We start from the raw sequence: 16184 nt of genomic DNA, 5'->3' as shown, positions 1-16184 counted from the left end.
GGGATGCGCATCAAAACGGTCCAGGCGTGGTGGGTCCGCGTGCCGATTGAGGCCGCGAAGCAGCATCGCAGCGACTTTGGCCAGGTGACGACGTTCGACGCCGCCATCCTGCGCATTGAGACTGACGACGGGCTGATCGGCTGGGGCGAGGGCAAGAACGCCGCCGGCAGCGCCGGCAGCTATGGTGCGCTGGTCTACATGCTGAATCACGAGGTCGGGCCGCAGCTGATCGGCCGCGACCCCGCCGACATCGGCATGATCTGGGAGATGCTCTACAACGGCGTGCGCCATGACAGTGCCGCGCGCGCCGGCCATGCCATGCCGCAGCTGGCGCGGCGCGGCATGAGCATTGCGGCAATCAGCGCCGTCGATATCGCGCTCTGGGATATTCTGGGGAAGTCGTTGGGACAGCCGGTGTGGCGGCTCATCGGCGGCCGCAAGCTCGACCGCATGCCGGCCTACGCCTCCGGCGGCTGGGCTGCCGCCGAGGCTATCGGCGAGCAGCTCAAATCCTACATCGCCAAAGGCGGCTTCAGGGCGCTGAAGATGCGCGTCGGCGCCATGGACGGCGCCCCGCACATTTCCGCCGCCCGCGTCCGCGCCGCACGGCAGGCGCTCGGTCCTGACGTCGAGTTGATGGTCGACGCGCACGGCACCTATACGGTGGCCGAGGCCAAGCGCTTCATCAGCTTGGCCAGCGATCTCGACCTCGCCTGGTTCGAGGAGCCTGTTATCGCCGACGACAAGGCTGGTATGGCCGAGGTGCGCGCCTCGGGCTCGATCCCGATCGCCACCGGCGAAAGCGAAGCGACGCGCTACGCCTTCCGCGATCTCGCGGTGCTGAAATCCGCCGACATCTTCCAGCCGGATCCGGCCTTTTGCGGCGGTATCAGCGAGGCGATGAAGATCGGCACCATCGCCAGTGCCTTCAATCTGCGCTTTGCCCCGCATCTGTGGGCCGGCGCGCCATGCTTCTTCGCCGGCCTGCATGTTTGTGCGGCCTCGCCTGCCAGTTTTACCGTTGAATATTCGCTCGGCGCCAACCCGATGATCCACGATCTTATCGAAGAGACTGTCGAAGCAAGGGACGGTATGATAGCGATCCCTGAAAAGCCGGGTCTGGGATTCACCATTTCGGAGCGGTTCCTGGAGGCGCACGCGCAACGCGGTTGACGATGAAAGAAAAGAACCTTCTCGCCGAACTCGCCGCCTATCTCTTCGCCCATTCGGACAAGGAGACCGGCCGCACGCCTTCGGAGCGCGAACTGGCGGAGCATTTCGGTGTCAGCCGCGGCCAGATCCGCGAGGCGCTGGCCATTCTGGAGGCCATGCGCATCGTCGAGCGCCGCGCCAAATCCGGCATCTATGTCGACACCAGGCAGGCCAGTGTAGAAGCCTTGGCTCTTTTCGCCCGCGCGGGCCTGCCGCTCGATCCGGTGCAGATCTACGAGACCGTCGAACTGCGCAAGATCCACGAGATCAAGGCCGCCGAACTTGCCTGTTCGCGTGCCACCGAAGAGAATTTCGAACGCCTGCGGGAGATCCTGAAAGCCTCGGAGGAGTGCATCGCCGCCGGCGAAGGCCTCGCCAAGGAAGACCGCGAATTCCACCTCGAAATCGTGCGGGCGACCAAGAACGGCGTCTTCCACAATATCTGCAGCGTCTATTACCTGATGGGCGAGCAGCGGCTGCCGATCTACTTCAACGATCCCGAGCGCTCAGTGCGCTCGCATGCCGAGCATATCCAGATCTACGAGGCGCTGCTGCGTCGCGACGGCAATCTCGCCCAGGCGCTGATGAGCGCCCACCTGCAAGGCGCGGAAAGCTACTGGAAGGGGATCATCGAGGGCCGGGAGGCGCAAGCGCAAAGCCTGGCATTTGAGAAAGCCTAGAGCAACTCCAGGAAAAGTGTGAAACGGTTTTCCCGGGAAGCGCGCAGCGCTTTCCCTTGCGACAAACACGAGAGCCCCATGCCCAGAATCCTGTCGACGCACACGCTGCATCCGCGTGCCTCCGCAATGCTGGCGGGCGCCGGTGAACTCGTCGTCGCCTCAGCGCTCGATGCGGCAACGCTGACCGCCGAGGCGAAGCATGCCGACGTCATCATCGTTCGCGCACCGCTGCCGCCGTCGCTGTTCGAAAACGCCACGAAACTCAGAGCCGCGGTCCGCCACGGCGCCGGGCTCGACATGGTGCCGATGGAGGCCGCGGCCGCGGCCGGCGTGCTGGTCGCCAACGTGCCGGCGGTCAATGCGCGTTCGGTCGCTGAATATGTGATGTTCGCGGCCCTTGCCCTGCTTCGGCGCTTCCGTTCGGTCGACCGCGACTTGCGCGCCAAGGGCTGGAATGCCGGCCGCGACCACGCCAGCCATGCCAGCGAGCTTGCCGGCAAGACCATCGGCATCATCGGCTTCGGCGCCATCGGTCAGGCAGTCGCCCATATCGCCGCGCACGGCTTTGGCCTCGACGTCGTGGCGACGACCCGCAGCATGCAGCCGGCACCCGACAGGATCGGCTTCCTGTCGATCGATGCGCTGATCGAACAGAGCGACATCATCGTGCTCTGCTGCCCGCTGACGCCGGAAACGCGCGGCCTGATCAGCCGCGAACGCATTGCCCGCATGAAGCCGGACGCGCTTTTGATCAACATTTCGCGCGGACCGGTGATCGACGACGAGGCGCTGATCGAGGCCTTGCGCCAAGACCGGATCGGCGGCGCCGCACTCGACGTCTTTGCCACGCAGCCGCTGCCGGCAAACCATCCCTATTTCGGTTTCGACAATGTTATCGTCACCCCGCATATGGCGGGGATTACCGAGCAATCGATGATGCGCATGGGCGTGGGCGCGGCCGGCGAGACCTTGCTGGTGCTGGCCAACCGGCTGCCTGTCAATCTGCGCAATCCCGACGTGGTCGAGCATTACCGCAGACGGTTCCCGGCGGACGCGTGAACCATGTCCGGTTTTCGCTTCGCATCTCTGGTTCTGGCAGTGTCGTCGATCGTGGCCTTACCTTCGCTCGCGGCGGCACAAAGCAGCGATTATGTCTATTGCAGCAATGGGATCGTCTGCATGATGGCGCCCTGCCCGTCAGGCAATGCGCTGGATCTGACCACCGGCAATGTCGTTAAAGGCGTGGAGCTCAACACTACGGAATTGCCGCCGCTGGACAGATCGGCACCTGACCTCTCCGACAAGCTTTATGCTGGAAAACTCGTCGTCCGAGGATCGATCCAGCATCGCGGCCAGCCGAACGATCCGCCGATGCTGGTCGTTACCAAAATCGAACGCTCCTCCAAGAAAAGCGAGCGCAAGCGCTGCGCGGCACGTTGACTGCCGACCTACGGCTCGCTGCCTATCGGAGCAGCCGCTCGACTTCAGCCGCGATGCGCAGCAGATGGTGGTCGTGGCCATTGCGCGCCACCAGCATCAGTCCGGCCGGCAGCGTCATGCCGGGCATCGGCAGCGAGATCGCGCAGAGGTCGAACTGGTTGGCGACCTGGGTATTGCGCAGCAGCAGACCTTCGGTGCGTTCACGCAGAGCCGTATCCTCGGCCATCGAAACGATAGTCGGCGCTGTCACCGGCGTGGTCGGCAGAGCTAGCACATCGACCGAACCCAACCGCTCGTCCATGGCTATGCACAGTGCCGCGCGACGACGCATTGCCCTGATATAAACCGGCGTCGGTATGGCCGCCGCCCGCGACAGCGGCCCGCTGACATGGGGATCGACCGGCACCGATGCGCCCGTCGCCAGCCAGTCGGCATGGATTTCAGAACCTTCCATGGCCGCGATCGAGCCGCGTTTGGTGGCCAGGCGCAGATCGGCAATGAGGTCGTCGATCGAAATGTCCGTGAGCCACGCGCCTGCCTGCTGGATCCCGGCAAGGCTGCGATCGAACGCGGCGGCAATCTCCGTTTCCGTGTCTTCGAAAAGCAGGCCGCGCGGAATGCCGACACGAAGCCCGGCAAGCGCTAACGGCAGGTGCAGTTGCGGCATCTGCTCGCCCGTCATCGCGGCGTCAGCCAGGGCACACGCAGCAACACTCAGCGCCAGCGGCCCGATCGAATCCAGCGTCGCGGAAAGGGGATAGGCACCAGTCAGCGGCACGCGCCGCGCCGTCGGCTTGAAACCGACGACGCCGTTCAGCGATGCCGGGATGCGCACCGAACCGCCGGTGTCGGAGCCGATGGAAATGTCGCTCGTCCCCTCGCCAACGGACACGGCGGCGCCCGACGACGAACCGCCTGGAATGCGGCTGGTGTCGGCGGCATTGCCCGGTGTGCCGTAGTGCATGTTGTCGCCGATAGCGGTGAAGGCGAATTCGGTCATGTTGGTCTTGCCGATGATGACGGCGCCGGCCTGGCGCAGACGGCTGACGACCGCAGCGTCGTGCCGACGGGGCGCGGTGTCCCTCAGCATCAGCGACCCGGCCGTGGTCGGCTCGCCGGCGACATCGAACAGATCCTTGATCGACACGATGGTGCCGTCGAGCGGCCCGAGCGATACGCCGGCCTTCTTGCGCGCATCGGTGGCCTCGGCCGCTGCGCGCGCCGCCTCGGCATAGAGTTTGGTGAACACCTTCTCGCCTGCCGCGCAACTGGCAAGACGTGACAGGATGATCTCGAGACGATCGCGGATTGATTGCATGTCGATGTCGGATTCCGTCAAGGTGGAGCGTCTTTAAGGCATATGGGCCGCTAGGTCAGCGGAAGGAATAACCCGGACAGCGTGCCTTTGCACCTGCCAGCGATAGGAAGAGACTGATGCTGTACAAAGGCAGCTGCCACTGCGGCAAGGTAGCGTTCGAATTCAAAGCCGAACTGACCGGCGCCGTGCGGTGCAATTGTTCGATGTGCAGGCGCAAGGGCGTGCTGTTATGCGCCATCCCGCATGACAGCCTGAAGGTGCTCGCATGGGGCGATGATCTCGGCACCTATACGTTCAACAATCACGTATTGGCGCATCGCTTCTGCCGGACCTGCGGCATCCATCCCTTCGCCGAGGATGTCAGTCAGGGCAACGAACGCAGCGCCTACGTCAACCTTAACTGCGTTGCGGATATTGATGCTGTCGGTCTGTCGATTTTCGACTTCGATGGCCGCTCGGTCTAAGCTTACCGGCAACCCGCGGCATCGGCAGGTTTGCCGGCGTCCTGTACCTCCGGAACATAGCGCCAGGCGTCCGGGCGTGAGCCGTCGAGATCGGTAAAACCATAAATCTGCGCCAACCCACCGCTGGACAGCGACTGGCCGTTCCAGCGCGCACGATCCGGATCCGCCGCAAGCGACGCGACCGCGCGGCCGACAAAGCGCGGCGTTTCGGAAATGACGAAATGCGGCACGTTGGCGGTGGCGTCGCGCCAATTGTCTTCGGTGACGCCAAACGCCTCCAGCATCATTTCGGAACGCAGCCATCCGGGCGTCAGCGACACCGAGGTGGCGCCATGCGCAGCAAGATCTTTGGCGTGTGCCCATGCCATGCGGTTCACCGCGACCTTGGCGAGATCGTAGAACGGCGACAGCCGATAGTGATCGGCATTGTACTCGGCGGTGCCGTCAGTGACCTCGACCAGCAGCCCGCCCGGCCGCTCGATCATCAGCGGCAGCGCATGATGCGCGGTGATCAGATGCGTGTCGATGCCGAGCCGCAACAGGCGCAGGCCGTTTTCCAGATTGTGGTCCCAGACCGGCTTATTCCACTCGAACAGCTTTTCGCCGCCCCAGATATCGTTGACCAGAATGTCGAGCCGACCCTGTTCGGCCCGGATGCGCTCGACCAGACTGCGCACATCATCAGTCACCATATGATCGACTTGCACGGCAATGCCCTTGCCGCCATGCGAACAAACCAGCTCCGCCGTCTCCTCGATGGTTTCGGGCCGGGCATAGTCGGATTGCTGGCTGCGTGTGGTGCGCCCGGTGACATAGACGGTGGCGCCGGCGGCGCCGAGTTCAACCGCGATCCCCCGCCCGGCACCACGCGTGGCGCCGGCGACCAGGGCGACCTTTCCTTGCAACGTCATGGTAGTCTCCCAACCGAATCTATCGACCAAACCGATCTGGCTTACGCCGCTCGCATTATATATAAATGATTATTCGGTTATTTGAGATGTCAAGGTGACGCGACCAAAAACCAAATCCGACGAGCAGGTGCTGGAAGCCGCGTTGGGATTGATTCACGAACATGGACCCGAGGCGCTCACCTTCGAGCGGCTGGCAAAGGCGTGCGGCCTCTCTGGCGCAACACTGGTGCAGCGTTTCGGCAACAAGGCGCAGCTGAAGCAGCGCACCTTGCTGCAAGCGTGGGATGGCCTCGATGCCAAGACGAGGGAACTCGCAGCCACCGTTCCCAAAACGCCGGCCGGCGCGATCGAATTGCTGGTGGGGCTGTCGCAGGGCTACGGCGGCATCGAAGCCTACGCCGAGGGCCTGCTCGTCCTGCGCGAGGATCTGCGCGACCCCGTGCTCAGGGCGCGAGGCGGCGCCTGGAAAGCGTTCCTGAGCGAGGCCCTTGCGGCTTGCTTGGCCGGAACGCCCGACACCCCGCGCGACATCGGCCTGCTGATGGCATCGCATTGGCAGGGCTCACTGCTGTGGTGGAGTTTTGACCCGACGATCGAGGTGGCCACCTATGTCGAGGAAGGCCTCAAGTGCTTCGTTGCAGCCATCACCAAAACAGCGGCCCGAAAACCGTGATGGGCCGCTGCGCAAGCTGGGAGTGGATGTAGTCTAAATTAGCTGGCGTGCCGCAAGCTCACGCCGCTGCCCTTGTCGAACAGCACCACCTTGTCCTGATTCCAGGCAAAGCGCACCGGCTGCTCGATCTGGACATCGGTTCTGGCCGGCACCGTGGCGCGTAGCGTCGTGTCGCCGACCCGCAGAGTCAGGATCTTTTCCACGCCATGGTTCTCAACATCGTGGACGCGTGCCTCGACCGGCGCACCGCTTTCAAGATACACATCCTCAGGTCGAATACCGAAGACGAGCGGGCGACCGTCGGTCGCACCGCCCGCCTTGGCACCCCCAGAGAAAGGCAGTTCGAAATTCAGCGGCGCCATCACCGCGCGGCCGTTGACCAGCTTGCCATCGATCAGGTTCATCGGCGGCGAGCCGACGAAGCTCGCCACATAGGTATCGCGCGGATTGTTATAGATCTCGTGCGGCGTGCCGGTCTGGATGATGCGGCCATGGTTGAGCACGCCCACTTTGTCGCCCATCGACATCGCCTCGATCTGGTCGTGGGTGACGAACAGAAAGGTGGCGCCAAGCTGGATCTGCAGGTTCTTCAGTTCCGTGCGCAGCGCCTCGCGCAGTTTGGCGTCGAGCGCCGACAGCGGTTCGTCCATCAGGAACACGCGCGGCTTGCGCACGATGGCGCGCCCGATAGAGACGCGCTGCATTTCGCCGCCTGAAAGGCGGTCGGTCTTGCGGTCGAGCAGATGCTCGATCCGCAGTGTCTTGGCCGCTCGTGCAACACGGTCCTTGATCTCGGCATCCGGCAGCCGACGTATCTTCGGCTTCAGCGGGAATTCGAGGTTTTCGCGGACCGTATAGCGCGGATAGAGCGAATATTGCTGAAGCACCAGCGCCACGTCGCGCTCGGCCGCACCCCAGTCGGCGACGTCGACGCCGTCGATGAACACCTGACCCTCGGTCGGCTTTTCCAGACCCGCGATCATGCGCAGCGTCGTCGTCTTGCCGGCGCCGGTCTCGCCGAGCAGCACGAAGAACTCGCCATCGGCGATCTCGAGATCGAGCCCGGTCAGTGCGGTGTGGTTGCCGAAGCTCTTGGAAATATTCTTGAGCTGGATATGAGCCATCAGAGCCTCACCTCAAGCGACTTGCCGCTTGCCGTGTCGAAGAAATGTGCCTGCGCCGGATCGATCCTGGCGAAAACCTTTTCGCCCGGGCCGCCGACGAAGCCGCTCTTGGTGCGCGCGCGCAGCATCTTGGAGCCGACCTTGAGATCGACAATGTCAAACGAGCCGAGCGGCTCGACGATCTGTGTCTCGACCGGCACGAAACCCTCCGCCGCTTCATGGCGCACCAGCACGCCTTCCGGCCGGATGCCGAGCGCAAGCTGGCCGCCGGCATGGCCGTTGAGCTTGGACAAAAGCGTGCGCGGGAATTCGAAGCCGGCGGCAGCGCCACCGAGGGTGACCGAGGCCGCCGAAGCGGTCTCGGCGATCGCCGCGTCGGCGACGTTCATCACCGGGCTGCCGACGAACTGCGCCACGAACAGATTGGCCGGATGCGAATAGACCTCGTCGGGCGAACCGACCTGCTGCAGCACGCCCTCATGCATGATCACGATGCGGTCGGCGAGGCTCATCGCCTCGATCTGGTCGTGCGTGACATAGATGGTGGTCGAGCCCTGTTTGATGTGCAGCCGCTTGATCTCGGCCCGCATCTCTTCGCGCAGCTTGGCGTCGAGGGCGCCGATCGGCTCGTCCATCAGCATCGCCTTCGGCCGCCGCACCAGAGCCCGGCCGATGGCCACACGCTGCATGTCGCCGCCCGACAGCGCCGACGGCTTCTTGGCCAGCAGTTCCGTGATCTGCAGCGTCTTGGCGACCGAGCGCACCTCGCTATCGATCTCGGCCTTGCTCTTGCGCGTCGCGCGCAAGGGAAAAGCAATGTTCTCATAGACGCTCATATGCGGGTAAAGCGAGAACGACTGGAACACCATGGCGATGTCGCGGTCGGCGGCCTTGAGGTGTTGCACCGGCTTGCCGTCGATGAGGATGTCACCGCCGTCGATCGTCTCCAGCCCGGCAACCGCCCTCAATGTCGTCGTCTTGCCGCAACCCGACTGACCGAGCAGCACGATGAACTCGTTGTCGTCGATCTTGAGGTTGAGGTCCTTGATGACCTGGACCGCACCGAAGAATTTCTGGACGCCGCGAAGCTCAATCTGGGTCAATGCTCTGCTCCCGGATTGCGCACCTGGCCGGTACCGGCCTTCTCCGCCGGCGCGATCTTCGAGGTGATGTTGAAGCCGATCAGGCCGATCAGGATGATGGTCACGCCATAGCTGTGCAGCAGCAGGTTCCACGGCTGGCAAAGCGCGATGATGCCGAGGACCATCAGCACCTGAGACCCCGGTTCGAGATATTTCTGGTTGATGGCTCGAAAGCTCATTTGCGGATCGCTCCGAAGGACATGCCGCGCAGCAAATGGTTGCGGAGCAGGAAGGTGAAGATTGCGACCGGCAGCAGGAACAGGAAGGTTCCGGCGGCGATCACCGTCCAGTCGGGCAGGCCGGCGCCGACCTGGCTGGGGATGAAGGGCGGCGCCGTCTGGGCGCGGCGGTTGGTCATGATCAGCGCGAAAGCATACTCGTTCCACGCCGTGATGAAGCAGAAAACCGCAGTCGCGGCGATGCCGGTGGCGGCCTCCGGCAGCACGATCTTGAAGAAGGCTTCCATGCGGGTGTAGCCGTCGACCAGCGCTGCCTCTTCATACTCCTTCGGGATCTCGTCCATGAACCCCTTCATCAGCCACACCGAAAAGGACAGGTTGAAGGCGGTATAAAGGATGATCAGCCCGATATGGGAATCGTTGAGGCCGACGGCCCGGTACATCAGGAACATCGGGATCGCGACCACCACCGGCGGCAGCATGCGCGTCGACAGGATGAAGAAGAGCAGATCCGCCTCCCCCTTCACCTTGAAGCGCGAGAAGCCGTAGGCGGTGAAGGTACCCATGCCGACAGCCAGCACCGTCGAGGTGATGGCAATGATCAGCGAGTTCATGAAGCGGCTCGGATAGCCGGACCATTGCACCTGGCCCTTGCCGTCGCGCACGATCTTTTCACCGCCGTCGAACACGACACGTTCCCACCAGGGTGCCGCCGCATACTCTTCCGGCGACGGCGGGTTGCGCATCTGCGAGCGCTTGGTGAACAGCTTGACGAACGGCGATATCTCGGGCTGGAACACCACCGTCGGCGGGATGGTCGTGGCAAGATTGCGCGGCTTGAACGCCGTCGAGGCGATCCAGTAGATCGGCGCCAGGAAGATGATCGTCACCAAAAGGACGGCGACGATGGCGACGCGATTGAAGCCTATTTCGGAAGAAGTGCGGACGGCGGCCATCTCAGCGCTCCTTCACCTTGTTGAGGTACTTGACGTAGATGTTGGTGATGGCCAGCACCATGATCAGCACGATGTAGGCGAGCGCGCAGGAGCGCCCGGTCTGCCATTCCTGGAACGCCATCTTGTACAGCCGGATAGAGATCAGCTCGGCCGTCGGCTGGCTGGTCAGGATATAGGCGAGGTCGAAGGTCTTGAACGCTTCCATGGTGCGGAAGATGACCGCGATCATCAGGATCGGCGCGACCAGCGGCAGCGTGATGCGGAAGAAGGTGTAGAACGGTCCGGCGCGGTCGATCGCCGCTGCTTCGTAGAGATGCTTCGGCACCGCTGAAAGACCGGCCAGCGACAACAGCATGACGAAGGGCGACCACATCCAGATGTCGGTTAGCGCAACCGCATAGAGCGCCATCTTGGGATCCGCCAGCCACTCGAAATTGCCGAGGCCAAGCGCATAGTTGATGACCCCCCATGACGGATCATAGAGCAGTTTCCAGAACAGACCGACGACGGCCATCGACAGCATCATCGGCAGCAGCAGCAGCGTTGTGATGAGACCCTTGAGGGGAATATCCCGGTTGAGCAGCATGGCCACGCCGAAGCCGACGAGCAGCTGACCCGCGACCGAGATGATGACGTACTTCGCGGTGATGGCGAAGTTGGACCAGACATAGGGGTCGTTGAGCAGGTCGCGATAATTCTGCAGCCCGACGAAATTCGCCGGCGCGTTGGTCGACGCGCGGAAATCGGTGAAGGAATAGCCCAGCGAATAGATCAGCGGGAAAATGTTGAAGACGATCAGGAACAGGATCGTCGGGATTATGAAGAGGTTGCGGATCGACATGTCGCTCAAGCCGCGTGCAGCGGCCCGCGAGGAAGTGTCCAGCGTGGTGATCATCGTGGTCGCCAAGACCCTGCTCCCGTTTCGGAAAAAAGAACGGAGGAGGCACGGATGCCTCCTCCGCGAGAAAAGCTGCTTATTGGCCGCGGCCGTATTTCTTGAACGTCGCGTTCCAGTCGCCTGCGAGCGCGTCCAGCGTTTCCTTGGCGGTGCCTTCGCCGCCGATCATGTAGGGATAGACGCGCTGGTTGAGCTGCTGCAGCAGCTCGGCATATTCCGGCACCGCCCAGAAGTCCTTCACCTTGAACATGGTCTCGTAGAAGGCCTTGTTGTACGGCGTGGCGTTCTGGAACTCCTCCGACTTGAGCACGGCAGCGCTGCAGGTGTAGCCGCCGAGCGCCGCCCACTTCTTCTGGGTCTCGTCCTTGATGAACCATTCAAGGAACTTCGTCGCCTCTTCCTGCTTCTTGGAGTAGGAAACGATCGAGATGCCCTGACCGCCGAGTGCGGCGAACTGATCGCCGTTCGGGCCTGGAGGATTGGCGAAGAAGCCGGTGTTCTTGGCGTTCGGGTTCGACGCCTCGTTGATCAGCGAGGGGAAGAACGCGAAGTAGTTCATGCTCATCGCGGCCAGGTTTTCGGTGATCGCCTGATTGTCCTCCACGAAGAACGACTTGGCCCAGCCCGGAGGCGTGAACGTGTAGAGTTCCTTGTAGGCGTCGAGTGCGGCGATTGCCTTGTCGGAGTTGATGAAACCGTCGACCTTGTAGGTCTTGTAGTCACCCAGTTCGCCGCCGAAGGAGAACAGCGCGTTTTCGAAGCCCATCGCCATCGCGTCATAGGAATTGTCGGTGTAGATGGCGATGCCGTATCGCTTCTGATCCGGCCGATAGAAGAACTCCGCGATGTCGCGCAGCGCCTTGAAATCCTTCGGCACGTCGAGATCGTAGCCGTATTTGGCCTTGAAGGCTTCCTTTTCCTTCGGGTCCTCGAACCAGTCCTTGCGATAGGACCAGCCGACAGCGTCGCCTTCGAGCGGGATCGCCCAGTACTTGCTGCTGCCGCCCGGATACTCGGCGTAATATTTCACCGTTGCCGGCGCCATCACTTCGCCAAGCTTGTGCTTGTTGAAGAAGTCGGTCAGGTCGACATAGTGGCCGCCGGTCGAGCCGGCGCCGAGCCATTGCGAGTCGCCAACGACCATATCATAGGCGTCGCCATGGGCGTTGAACTCGGTGAAAGCCTTGGTCTGGAAGTCGGACCAGGGCGTGGTTTCCACCGTGATCTTGACGCCGGTTTCCTTCTCGTACTCGTTGCCGAGTTCCTGCAGGTAGTTGGCCGGATCCCATTCCGCCCAAAAGATGGTGAGCTCCTTGTCCTGCGCGTAGACGGACGTTCCGCAGGCAAGTACTAAGCCGATACCAGCAAGCAGGCTGGTCATTGTCTTGCGCATAATGATTTCCTCCCTTGTGCGCATTCTACCTTGTCATGAGAGCCGGCGGTGAAGCCGGCCCTGGTAGTTCCTCCCGAGATCGCACCTTTCCGGTTCCAAGCCTCCTCGCTTTGCCGGAAAATGGATCGCAGCTCTCACTTTCGATCCGCTTTTTCTGTCCTGATCTGGTATTACCAATTTTGGATAGCCGTCAAGCTCTTTCTTGGACCACTACCGGAGCTTGTATAACCGGATTCTTCATGTATCCGTCTGTTTTCCCTGAATTTTCCTACTCGTTGATATAGAAGAGCCTTGTTTCGGCACTGCCATCCCGGTTAACATCAATAGTGGGCATCGAAATCTGGTCGAACCAGATTGGCGCTATTTCGCCAACGCCTCTGGCCGGGCCACATCGGTTTCAGCCGTCGATTCCGCCACCGCGGCGCGCACAAGGGCGCCCGCCGCCCATTGCGCGACCGACCGCATGCCGCGGCTATCGAGCCCCCATATATCCTTCAGCACGATCAGCACTTCGACGCCGAACATCATCGACAGCGCCTGTGCCAGTCGCTTGAACTCGCGCGGCGGCAGCCGGCCCTTGAGCGGTGCGATGGCGTCCTTCAGCAGCTGGACGCGATGACCGCGCGTGAATTGCGGCTCGCCGTCCAACGTGCCCGCCTGCCGCTGCGCCCATTGGTCGAGCGACAGTTTCAGCGCCGCCTTGAAAGTTGCCTCGAAAGCCTCGATGCGCGGCATGGCGGTGTCGAACAGTTCGGCGACGCGGCGCCCGGCATCGGTGGACGTCGATTGCCAGGTCAGGATCGGCCCAAGCCCCTCGTCGACCACCGCCTGCACCAGGGCTGCCTGGCTGGGGAAATAGCGATAGGCGGTGGCGCGCGACACTTGCGCCACCTCCGCCACTTCGCTCACAGACGGGGTGACGCCCGCCTGCATCAGCCGCGTCGCCGTCTCCAGCATCAGCCGTTTTGTGCGGGCCCGCGGGCCGCGTTCGGCAGCCTCGTTGGCGTCGTCGTTCCCAGCGGCTTGTTGACGTGAGACTTCCATGTCAATACGATACGCGCGTCTCAAAAAATTGCAATGACCTTTGCCCACCGAAAGGCCGGCAAAGGGCGACAGGCGGCCCGGCGCCGGTCGACCGGTGACGGGAGAAACGCGATGAAGCGCATCTACGTGGTGGGCACAGCCGACACCAAGGGCGAGGAACTTGCCTTCCTGGCCGACGCAATTGCCGCCACCGGCAGTTCGGTTGCCCGCGTCGACATCGGAACGCGCGGCGCCACCGTGCCGGTCGATATCCCGGCCAGCGAGGTCGCGGCGCATCATCCAGATGGAGCCAGTGGCGTGCTCGGCATCGATGATCGCGGCACGGCAGTGGCCCGCATGAGCGCCGCTTTCACAAGTTTCATTCGGTCGCGCGGCGACATATCGGGCGTGATCGGCATTGGCGGCGGTGGCGGCACGTCGATCATCACTGCCGGCATGCGCGCGCTGCCGCTTGGGCTGCCCAAGATCATGGTCTCGACGCTCGCCTCCGGCGACACCGCGGCCTATGTCGACGTCTCCGACATCATCATGATGCCATCGGTCACCGATATGGCGGGACTGAACCGGCTCTCCCGCACGGTGCTGCACAACGCGGCGCAAGCGATCGCCGGCATGGCCGCAAAGCCGGCGCCGACTGCCACCGGCAAGCCGGCACTCGGGCTCACCATGTTCGGCGTCACCACGCCTTGCGTGACCGCCATCGCGGATCAGTTGCGCGCCAACTATGACTGCATGGTTTTCCACGCCACCGGCACCGGCGGCCGCTCGATGGAGAAGCTCGCGGACTCGGGCCTGCTCGCCGGCGTCATCGACATCACCACGACGGAAGTCTGCGACCTGCTGCTCGGCGGCGTGCTGCCTGCGACGGAAGACCGCTTCGGCGCTATCGCCCGCACCGGGCTGCCCTATGTCGGCTCGGTCGGCGCGCTGGACATGGTCAATTTCTGGGCGCCGCCGACCATTCCCGAGAAGTTTAGGGGCCGGCTGTTTTACGAGCACAATCCCAACGTCACACTGATGCGCACCACGGCGGACGAATGCCGCAGCATCGGCGAATGGATCGGCGGTCGGCTCTCCAGCTGCGGCGGTCCCGTACATTTCCTGATACCGGAAAAAGGTGTCTCGGCACTCGATATCGAGGGCGGCGCCTTCTTCGACGCCGAAGCCGACGCCGTGCTGTTCGATGCCGTCGAGCGTACCATTAGGCCGAGCGCCACGCGCCGCGTCACACGCCTGCCGTTGCACATCAACGATCCGGAATTTGCCAAAGCCGCAACCGCGGCCTTCCTCGACATCGCCAGATAGTGAGAGCCAACAAATGCCCGCAATACCGCGCAAAGACATATTGAAGAAGTTCAAGGCGATGATCGCCGACGGCGTGCCCATCGTCGGGGGCGGCGCCGGCACCGGCCTGTCGGCCAAGGCCGAGGAAGCCGGCGGCATCGACCTCATCATCATCTACAATTCCGGCCGCTACCGCATGGCCGGGCGCGGCTCGGCTGCCGGCCTGCTCGCCTATGGCAACGCCAATGAGATCGTCAAGGAAATGGCCTATGAGGTGCTGCCGGTGGTCAAAAAGACGCCGGTGCTGGCCGGTGTCAACGGCACCGATCCCTTCGTCATCATGCCGTTGCTGCTTGCCGAGCTGAAGACGATGGGCTTTTCAGGCGTGCAGAATTTCCCGACCATCGGCCTGTTCGATGGCAGCATGCGCCAGAGTTTTGAGGAAACCGGCATGGGCTTCGGGCTGGAGGTCGACATGATCGCCGAGGCGCACAAGCTCGATCTTCTGACCACGCCCTATGTCTTCAACCCCGACGAGGCGCGCGCCATGACAAAAGCCGGCGCCGACATCGTCGTTGCCCATATGGGGGTGACGACCGGCGGCTCGATCGGAGCCACGTCGGCCAAGTCGCTCGACGACTGCGTGGTCGAGATCGACGCCATCGCCAACGCGGCGCGCTCGGTGCGCAAGGATGTCATCCTGCTTTGCCATGGCGGGCCGATCTCGATGCCGGATGATGCCCGCTACATCCTCGACCGCTGCAAGGGCCTGCACGGCTTTTATGGCGCGAGTTCGATGGAACGGCTGCCGGCTGAAGCCGCGATCGCCAGGCAGACGGCGGATTTCAAGGCCGTCATGCTGCACGACCAGAAGAAAAAGAAGGGATGAGATCATGACCGACAAGAGCAAGGTATTCGTATACCCGAAGGACGTGAGCGCCTTCGGCTTTGACTGGGGCAAGCTGTCGCTGACGGTGGCGCCTGAAGTGAATGGCGCTGAGCGCTTTTCCGGCGGTGTCGTCGACCTGCCCTCAGGCAAGGGACACACGCGCCACAACCATCCCGGCGCGGAAGAGATCATCTTCGTTATTTCGGGCAATGGCGAGCAGATGGTCGAGGACGAGGAGGGCAATCCGGTCGTCGCCAAGGTCGGCCCCGGCTGCACCATCTATGTGCCGGAAAGCCGTTTCCATTCGACACTGAACACGGGCGATGGGCCGATGCAGCTCCTCGTTGTCTATTCGCCGGCTGGACCCGAACTGGTGCTGCGGGAGTTGCCGGATTTCAGGTTGATCCCGGCGGGGAAATGATGATTTCTTCCAGGGGTAGCGCCGCCCCTCATTGTCTTGCCGGACATTTCTCCCCGTATAGTGACGGGGAGAAAGATGCTTTTGTCCGAACCGGATAGATAGGTAACAGAATGGACCGATAGCATGGGTGACAGTTTTCTTGTCCGCCGGAGGACC

General features: G+C 62.8%; 18 protein-coding genes. 9 read left to right on the top strand and 9 right to left on the bottom strand.

The features are described 5' to 3' along the window. Positions 1-3: 3 nt before the first annotated feature. The 4 genes from NKI61_RS21280 (at position 4) to NKI61_RS21265 (ending at position 3332) form a co-directional block, all read left to right on the top strand. The gene (locus tag NKI61_RS21280; RefSeq protein WP_023700157.1) at positions 4-1173 is read left to right on the top strand and encodes a mandelate racemase/muconate lactonizing enzyme family protein; all 1170 of its coding nucleotides are present in this window, start codon (positions 4-6) and stop codon (positions 1171-1173) included. Between the two features lie 2 nt (positions 1174-1175). Continuing rightward, entirely contained in the window at positions 1176-1892 is a 717-nt protein-coding gene (locus tag NKI61_RS21275) for a FadR/GntR family transcriptional regulator (RefSeq protein WP_352840668.1), read from the top strand. Between the two features lie 78 nt (positions 1893-1970). Next, the gene (locus NKI61_RS21270) at positions 1971-2951 is read left to right on the top strand and encodes an NAD(P)-dependent oxidoreductase (protein WP_023686626.1); all 981 of its coding nucleotides are present in this window, start codon (positions 1971-1973) and stop codon (positions 2949-2951) included. Between the two features lie 3 nt (positions 2952-2954). Continuing rightward, positions 2955-3332: a hypothetical protein gene (locus NKI61_RS21265; RefSeq protein ID WP_023692018.1), complete on the top strand. Its 378-nt coding sequence runs from the start codon at positions 2955-2957 to the stop codon at positions 3330-3332. Between the two features lie 22 nt (positions 3333-3354). Here the strand turns inward: NKI61_RS21265 and NKI61_RS21260 are convergent, their stop codons facing one another. After that, the gene (locus tag NKI61_RS21260) at positions 3355-4650 is read right to left on the bottom strand and encodes an amidase (RefSeq protein WP_352840689.1); all 1296 of its coding nucleotides are present in this window, start codon (positions 4648-4650) and stop codon (positions 3355-3357) included. A 116-nt stretch (positions 4651-4766) separates the two neighbouring features. Here NKI61_RS21260 and NKI61_RS21255 point away from each other — a divergent pair, with 116 nt between their 5' ends. Continuing rightward, complete coding sequence (locus NKI61_RS21255; RefSeq protein WP_023692020.1) at positions 4767-5114, top strand: GFA family protein; 348 nt, start codon at positions 4767-4769, stop codon at positions 5112-5114. Positions 5115-5116: 2 nt separating this feature from the next. Here the strand turns inward: NKI61_RS21255 and NKI61_RS21250 are convergent, their stop codons facing one another. Continuing rightward, a complete protein-coding gene (locus NKI61_RS21250; protein ID WP_352840666.1) occupies positions 5117-6025 on the bottom strand; it encodes an SDR family oxidoreductase in 909 nt (302 codons plus the stop codon). A gap of 94 nt (positions 6026-6119) precedes the next feature. Here NKI61_RS21250 and NKI61_RS21245 point away from each other — a divergent pair, with 94 nt between their 5' ends. Further along, positions 6120-6698, top strand: coding sequence for a TetR/AcrR family transcriptional regulator (locus tag NKI61_RS21245; protein ID WP_352840664.1), 579 nt, complete (start codon positions 6120-6122; stop codon positions 6696-6698). 38 nt (positions 6699-6736) lie between these two features. Here the strand turns inward: NKI61_RS21245 and NKI61_RS21240 are convergent, their stop codons facing one another. The 7 genes from NKI61_RS21240 to NKI61_RS21210 form a co-directional block, all read right to left on the bottom strand. After that, positions 6737-7822 (bottom strand): ABC transporter ATP-binding protein, encoded by a 1086-nt coding sequence (locus tag NKI61_RS21240; RefSeq protein WP_023669844.1) that lies wholly within the window; start codon positions 7820-7822, stop codon positions 6737-6739. After that, positions 7822-8925 (bottom strand): ABC transporter ATP-binding protein, encoded by a 1104-nt coding sequence (locus NKI61_RS21235; protein ID WP_023692023.1) that lies wholly within the window; start codon positions 8923-8925, stop codon positions 7822-7824. Before NKI61_RS21235 ends, NKI61_RS21240 begins: the two co-directional genes overlap by 1 nt. After that, positions 8922-9143 carry a hypothetical protein gene (locus NKI61_RS21230; RefSeq protein ID WP_023669846.1) on the bottom strand — a complete coding sequence of 74 codons (222 nt, stop codon included), beginning with the start codon at positions 9141-9143 and terminating at the stop codon, positions 8922-8924. Before NKI61_RS21230 ends, NKI61_RS21235 begins: the two co-directional genes overlap by 4 nt. Beyond that, positions 9140-10099, bottom strand: a complete 960-nt coding sequence (locus tag NKI61_RS21225) for a carbohydrate ABC transporter permease (protein WP_023682998.1) — start codon at positions 10097-10099, stop codon at positions 9140-9142. The genes NKI61_RS21230 and NKI61_RS21225 overlap by 4 nt, the downstream gene beginning before the upstream one ends. A gap of 1 nt (position 10100) precedes the next feature. Further along, entirely contained in the window at positions 10101-11006 is a 906-nt protein-coding gene (locus NKI61_RS21220; protein WP_023682997.1) for a carbohydrate ABC transporter permease, read from the bottom strand. A 67-nt stretch (positions 11007-11073) separates the two neighbouring features. After that, positions 11074-12390, bottom strand: a complete 1317-nt coding sequence (locus NKI61_RS21215; protein WP_023669849.1) for an ABC transporter substrate-binding protein — start codon at positions 12388-12390, stop codon at positions 11074-11076. A 360-nt stretch (positions 12391-12750) separates the two neighbouring features. After that, positions 12751-13434, bottom strand: a complete 684-nt coding sequence (locus NKI61_RS21210) for a TetR/AcrR family transcriptional regulator (RefSeq protein ID WP_352840662.1) — start codon at positions 13432-13434, stop codon at positions 12751-12753. 111 nt (positions 13435-13545) lie between these two features. Between NKI61_RS21210 and NKI61_RS21205 the strand changes: the two genes are divergently transcribed. From NKI61_RS21205 to NKI61_RS21195, 3 genes are read left to right on the top strand one after another with little or no spacing between them, the layout of a single operon-like run. Then, complete coding sequence (locus tag NKI61_RS21205; protein WP_023740792.1) at positions 13546-14739, top strand: Tm-1-like ATP-binding domain-containing protein; 1194 nt, start codon at positions 13546-13548, stop codon at positions 14737-14739. Positions 14740-14752: 13 nt separating this feature from the next. Continuing rightward, positions 14753-15607 (top strand): phosphoenolpyruvate hydrolase family protein, encoded by an 855-nt coding sequence (locus NKI61_RS21200; protein ID WP_023669852.1) that lies wholly within the window; start codon positions 14753-14755, stop codon positions 15605-15607. Positions 15608-15611: 4 nt separating this feature from the next. Continuing rightward, complete coding sequence (locus tag NKI61_RS21195; protein WP_352840659.1) at positions 15612-16028, top strand: cupin domain-containing protein; 417 nt, start codon at positions 15612-15614, stop codon at positions 16026-16028. Positions 16029-16184: the final 156 nt, after the last annotated feature.

Origin of the sequence: Mesorhizobium sp. M0514 (assembly GCF_040321145.1) — a bacterium.
GTDB lineage: Bacteria > Pseudomonadota > Alphaproteobacteria > Rhizobiales > Rhizobiaceae > Mesorhizobium.
The sequence above is the reverse complement of the archived record's forward strand: the minus strand, read 5'-3'. Positions and strand labels throughout refer to the sequence as shown.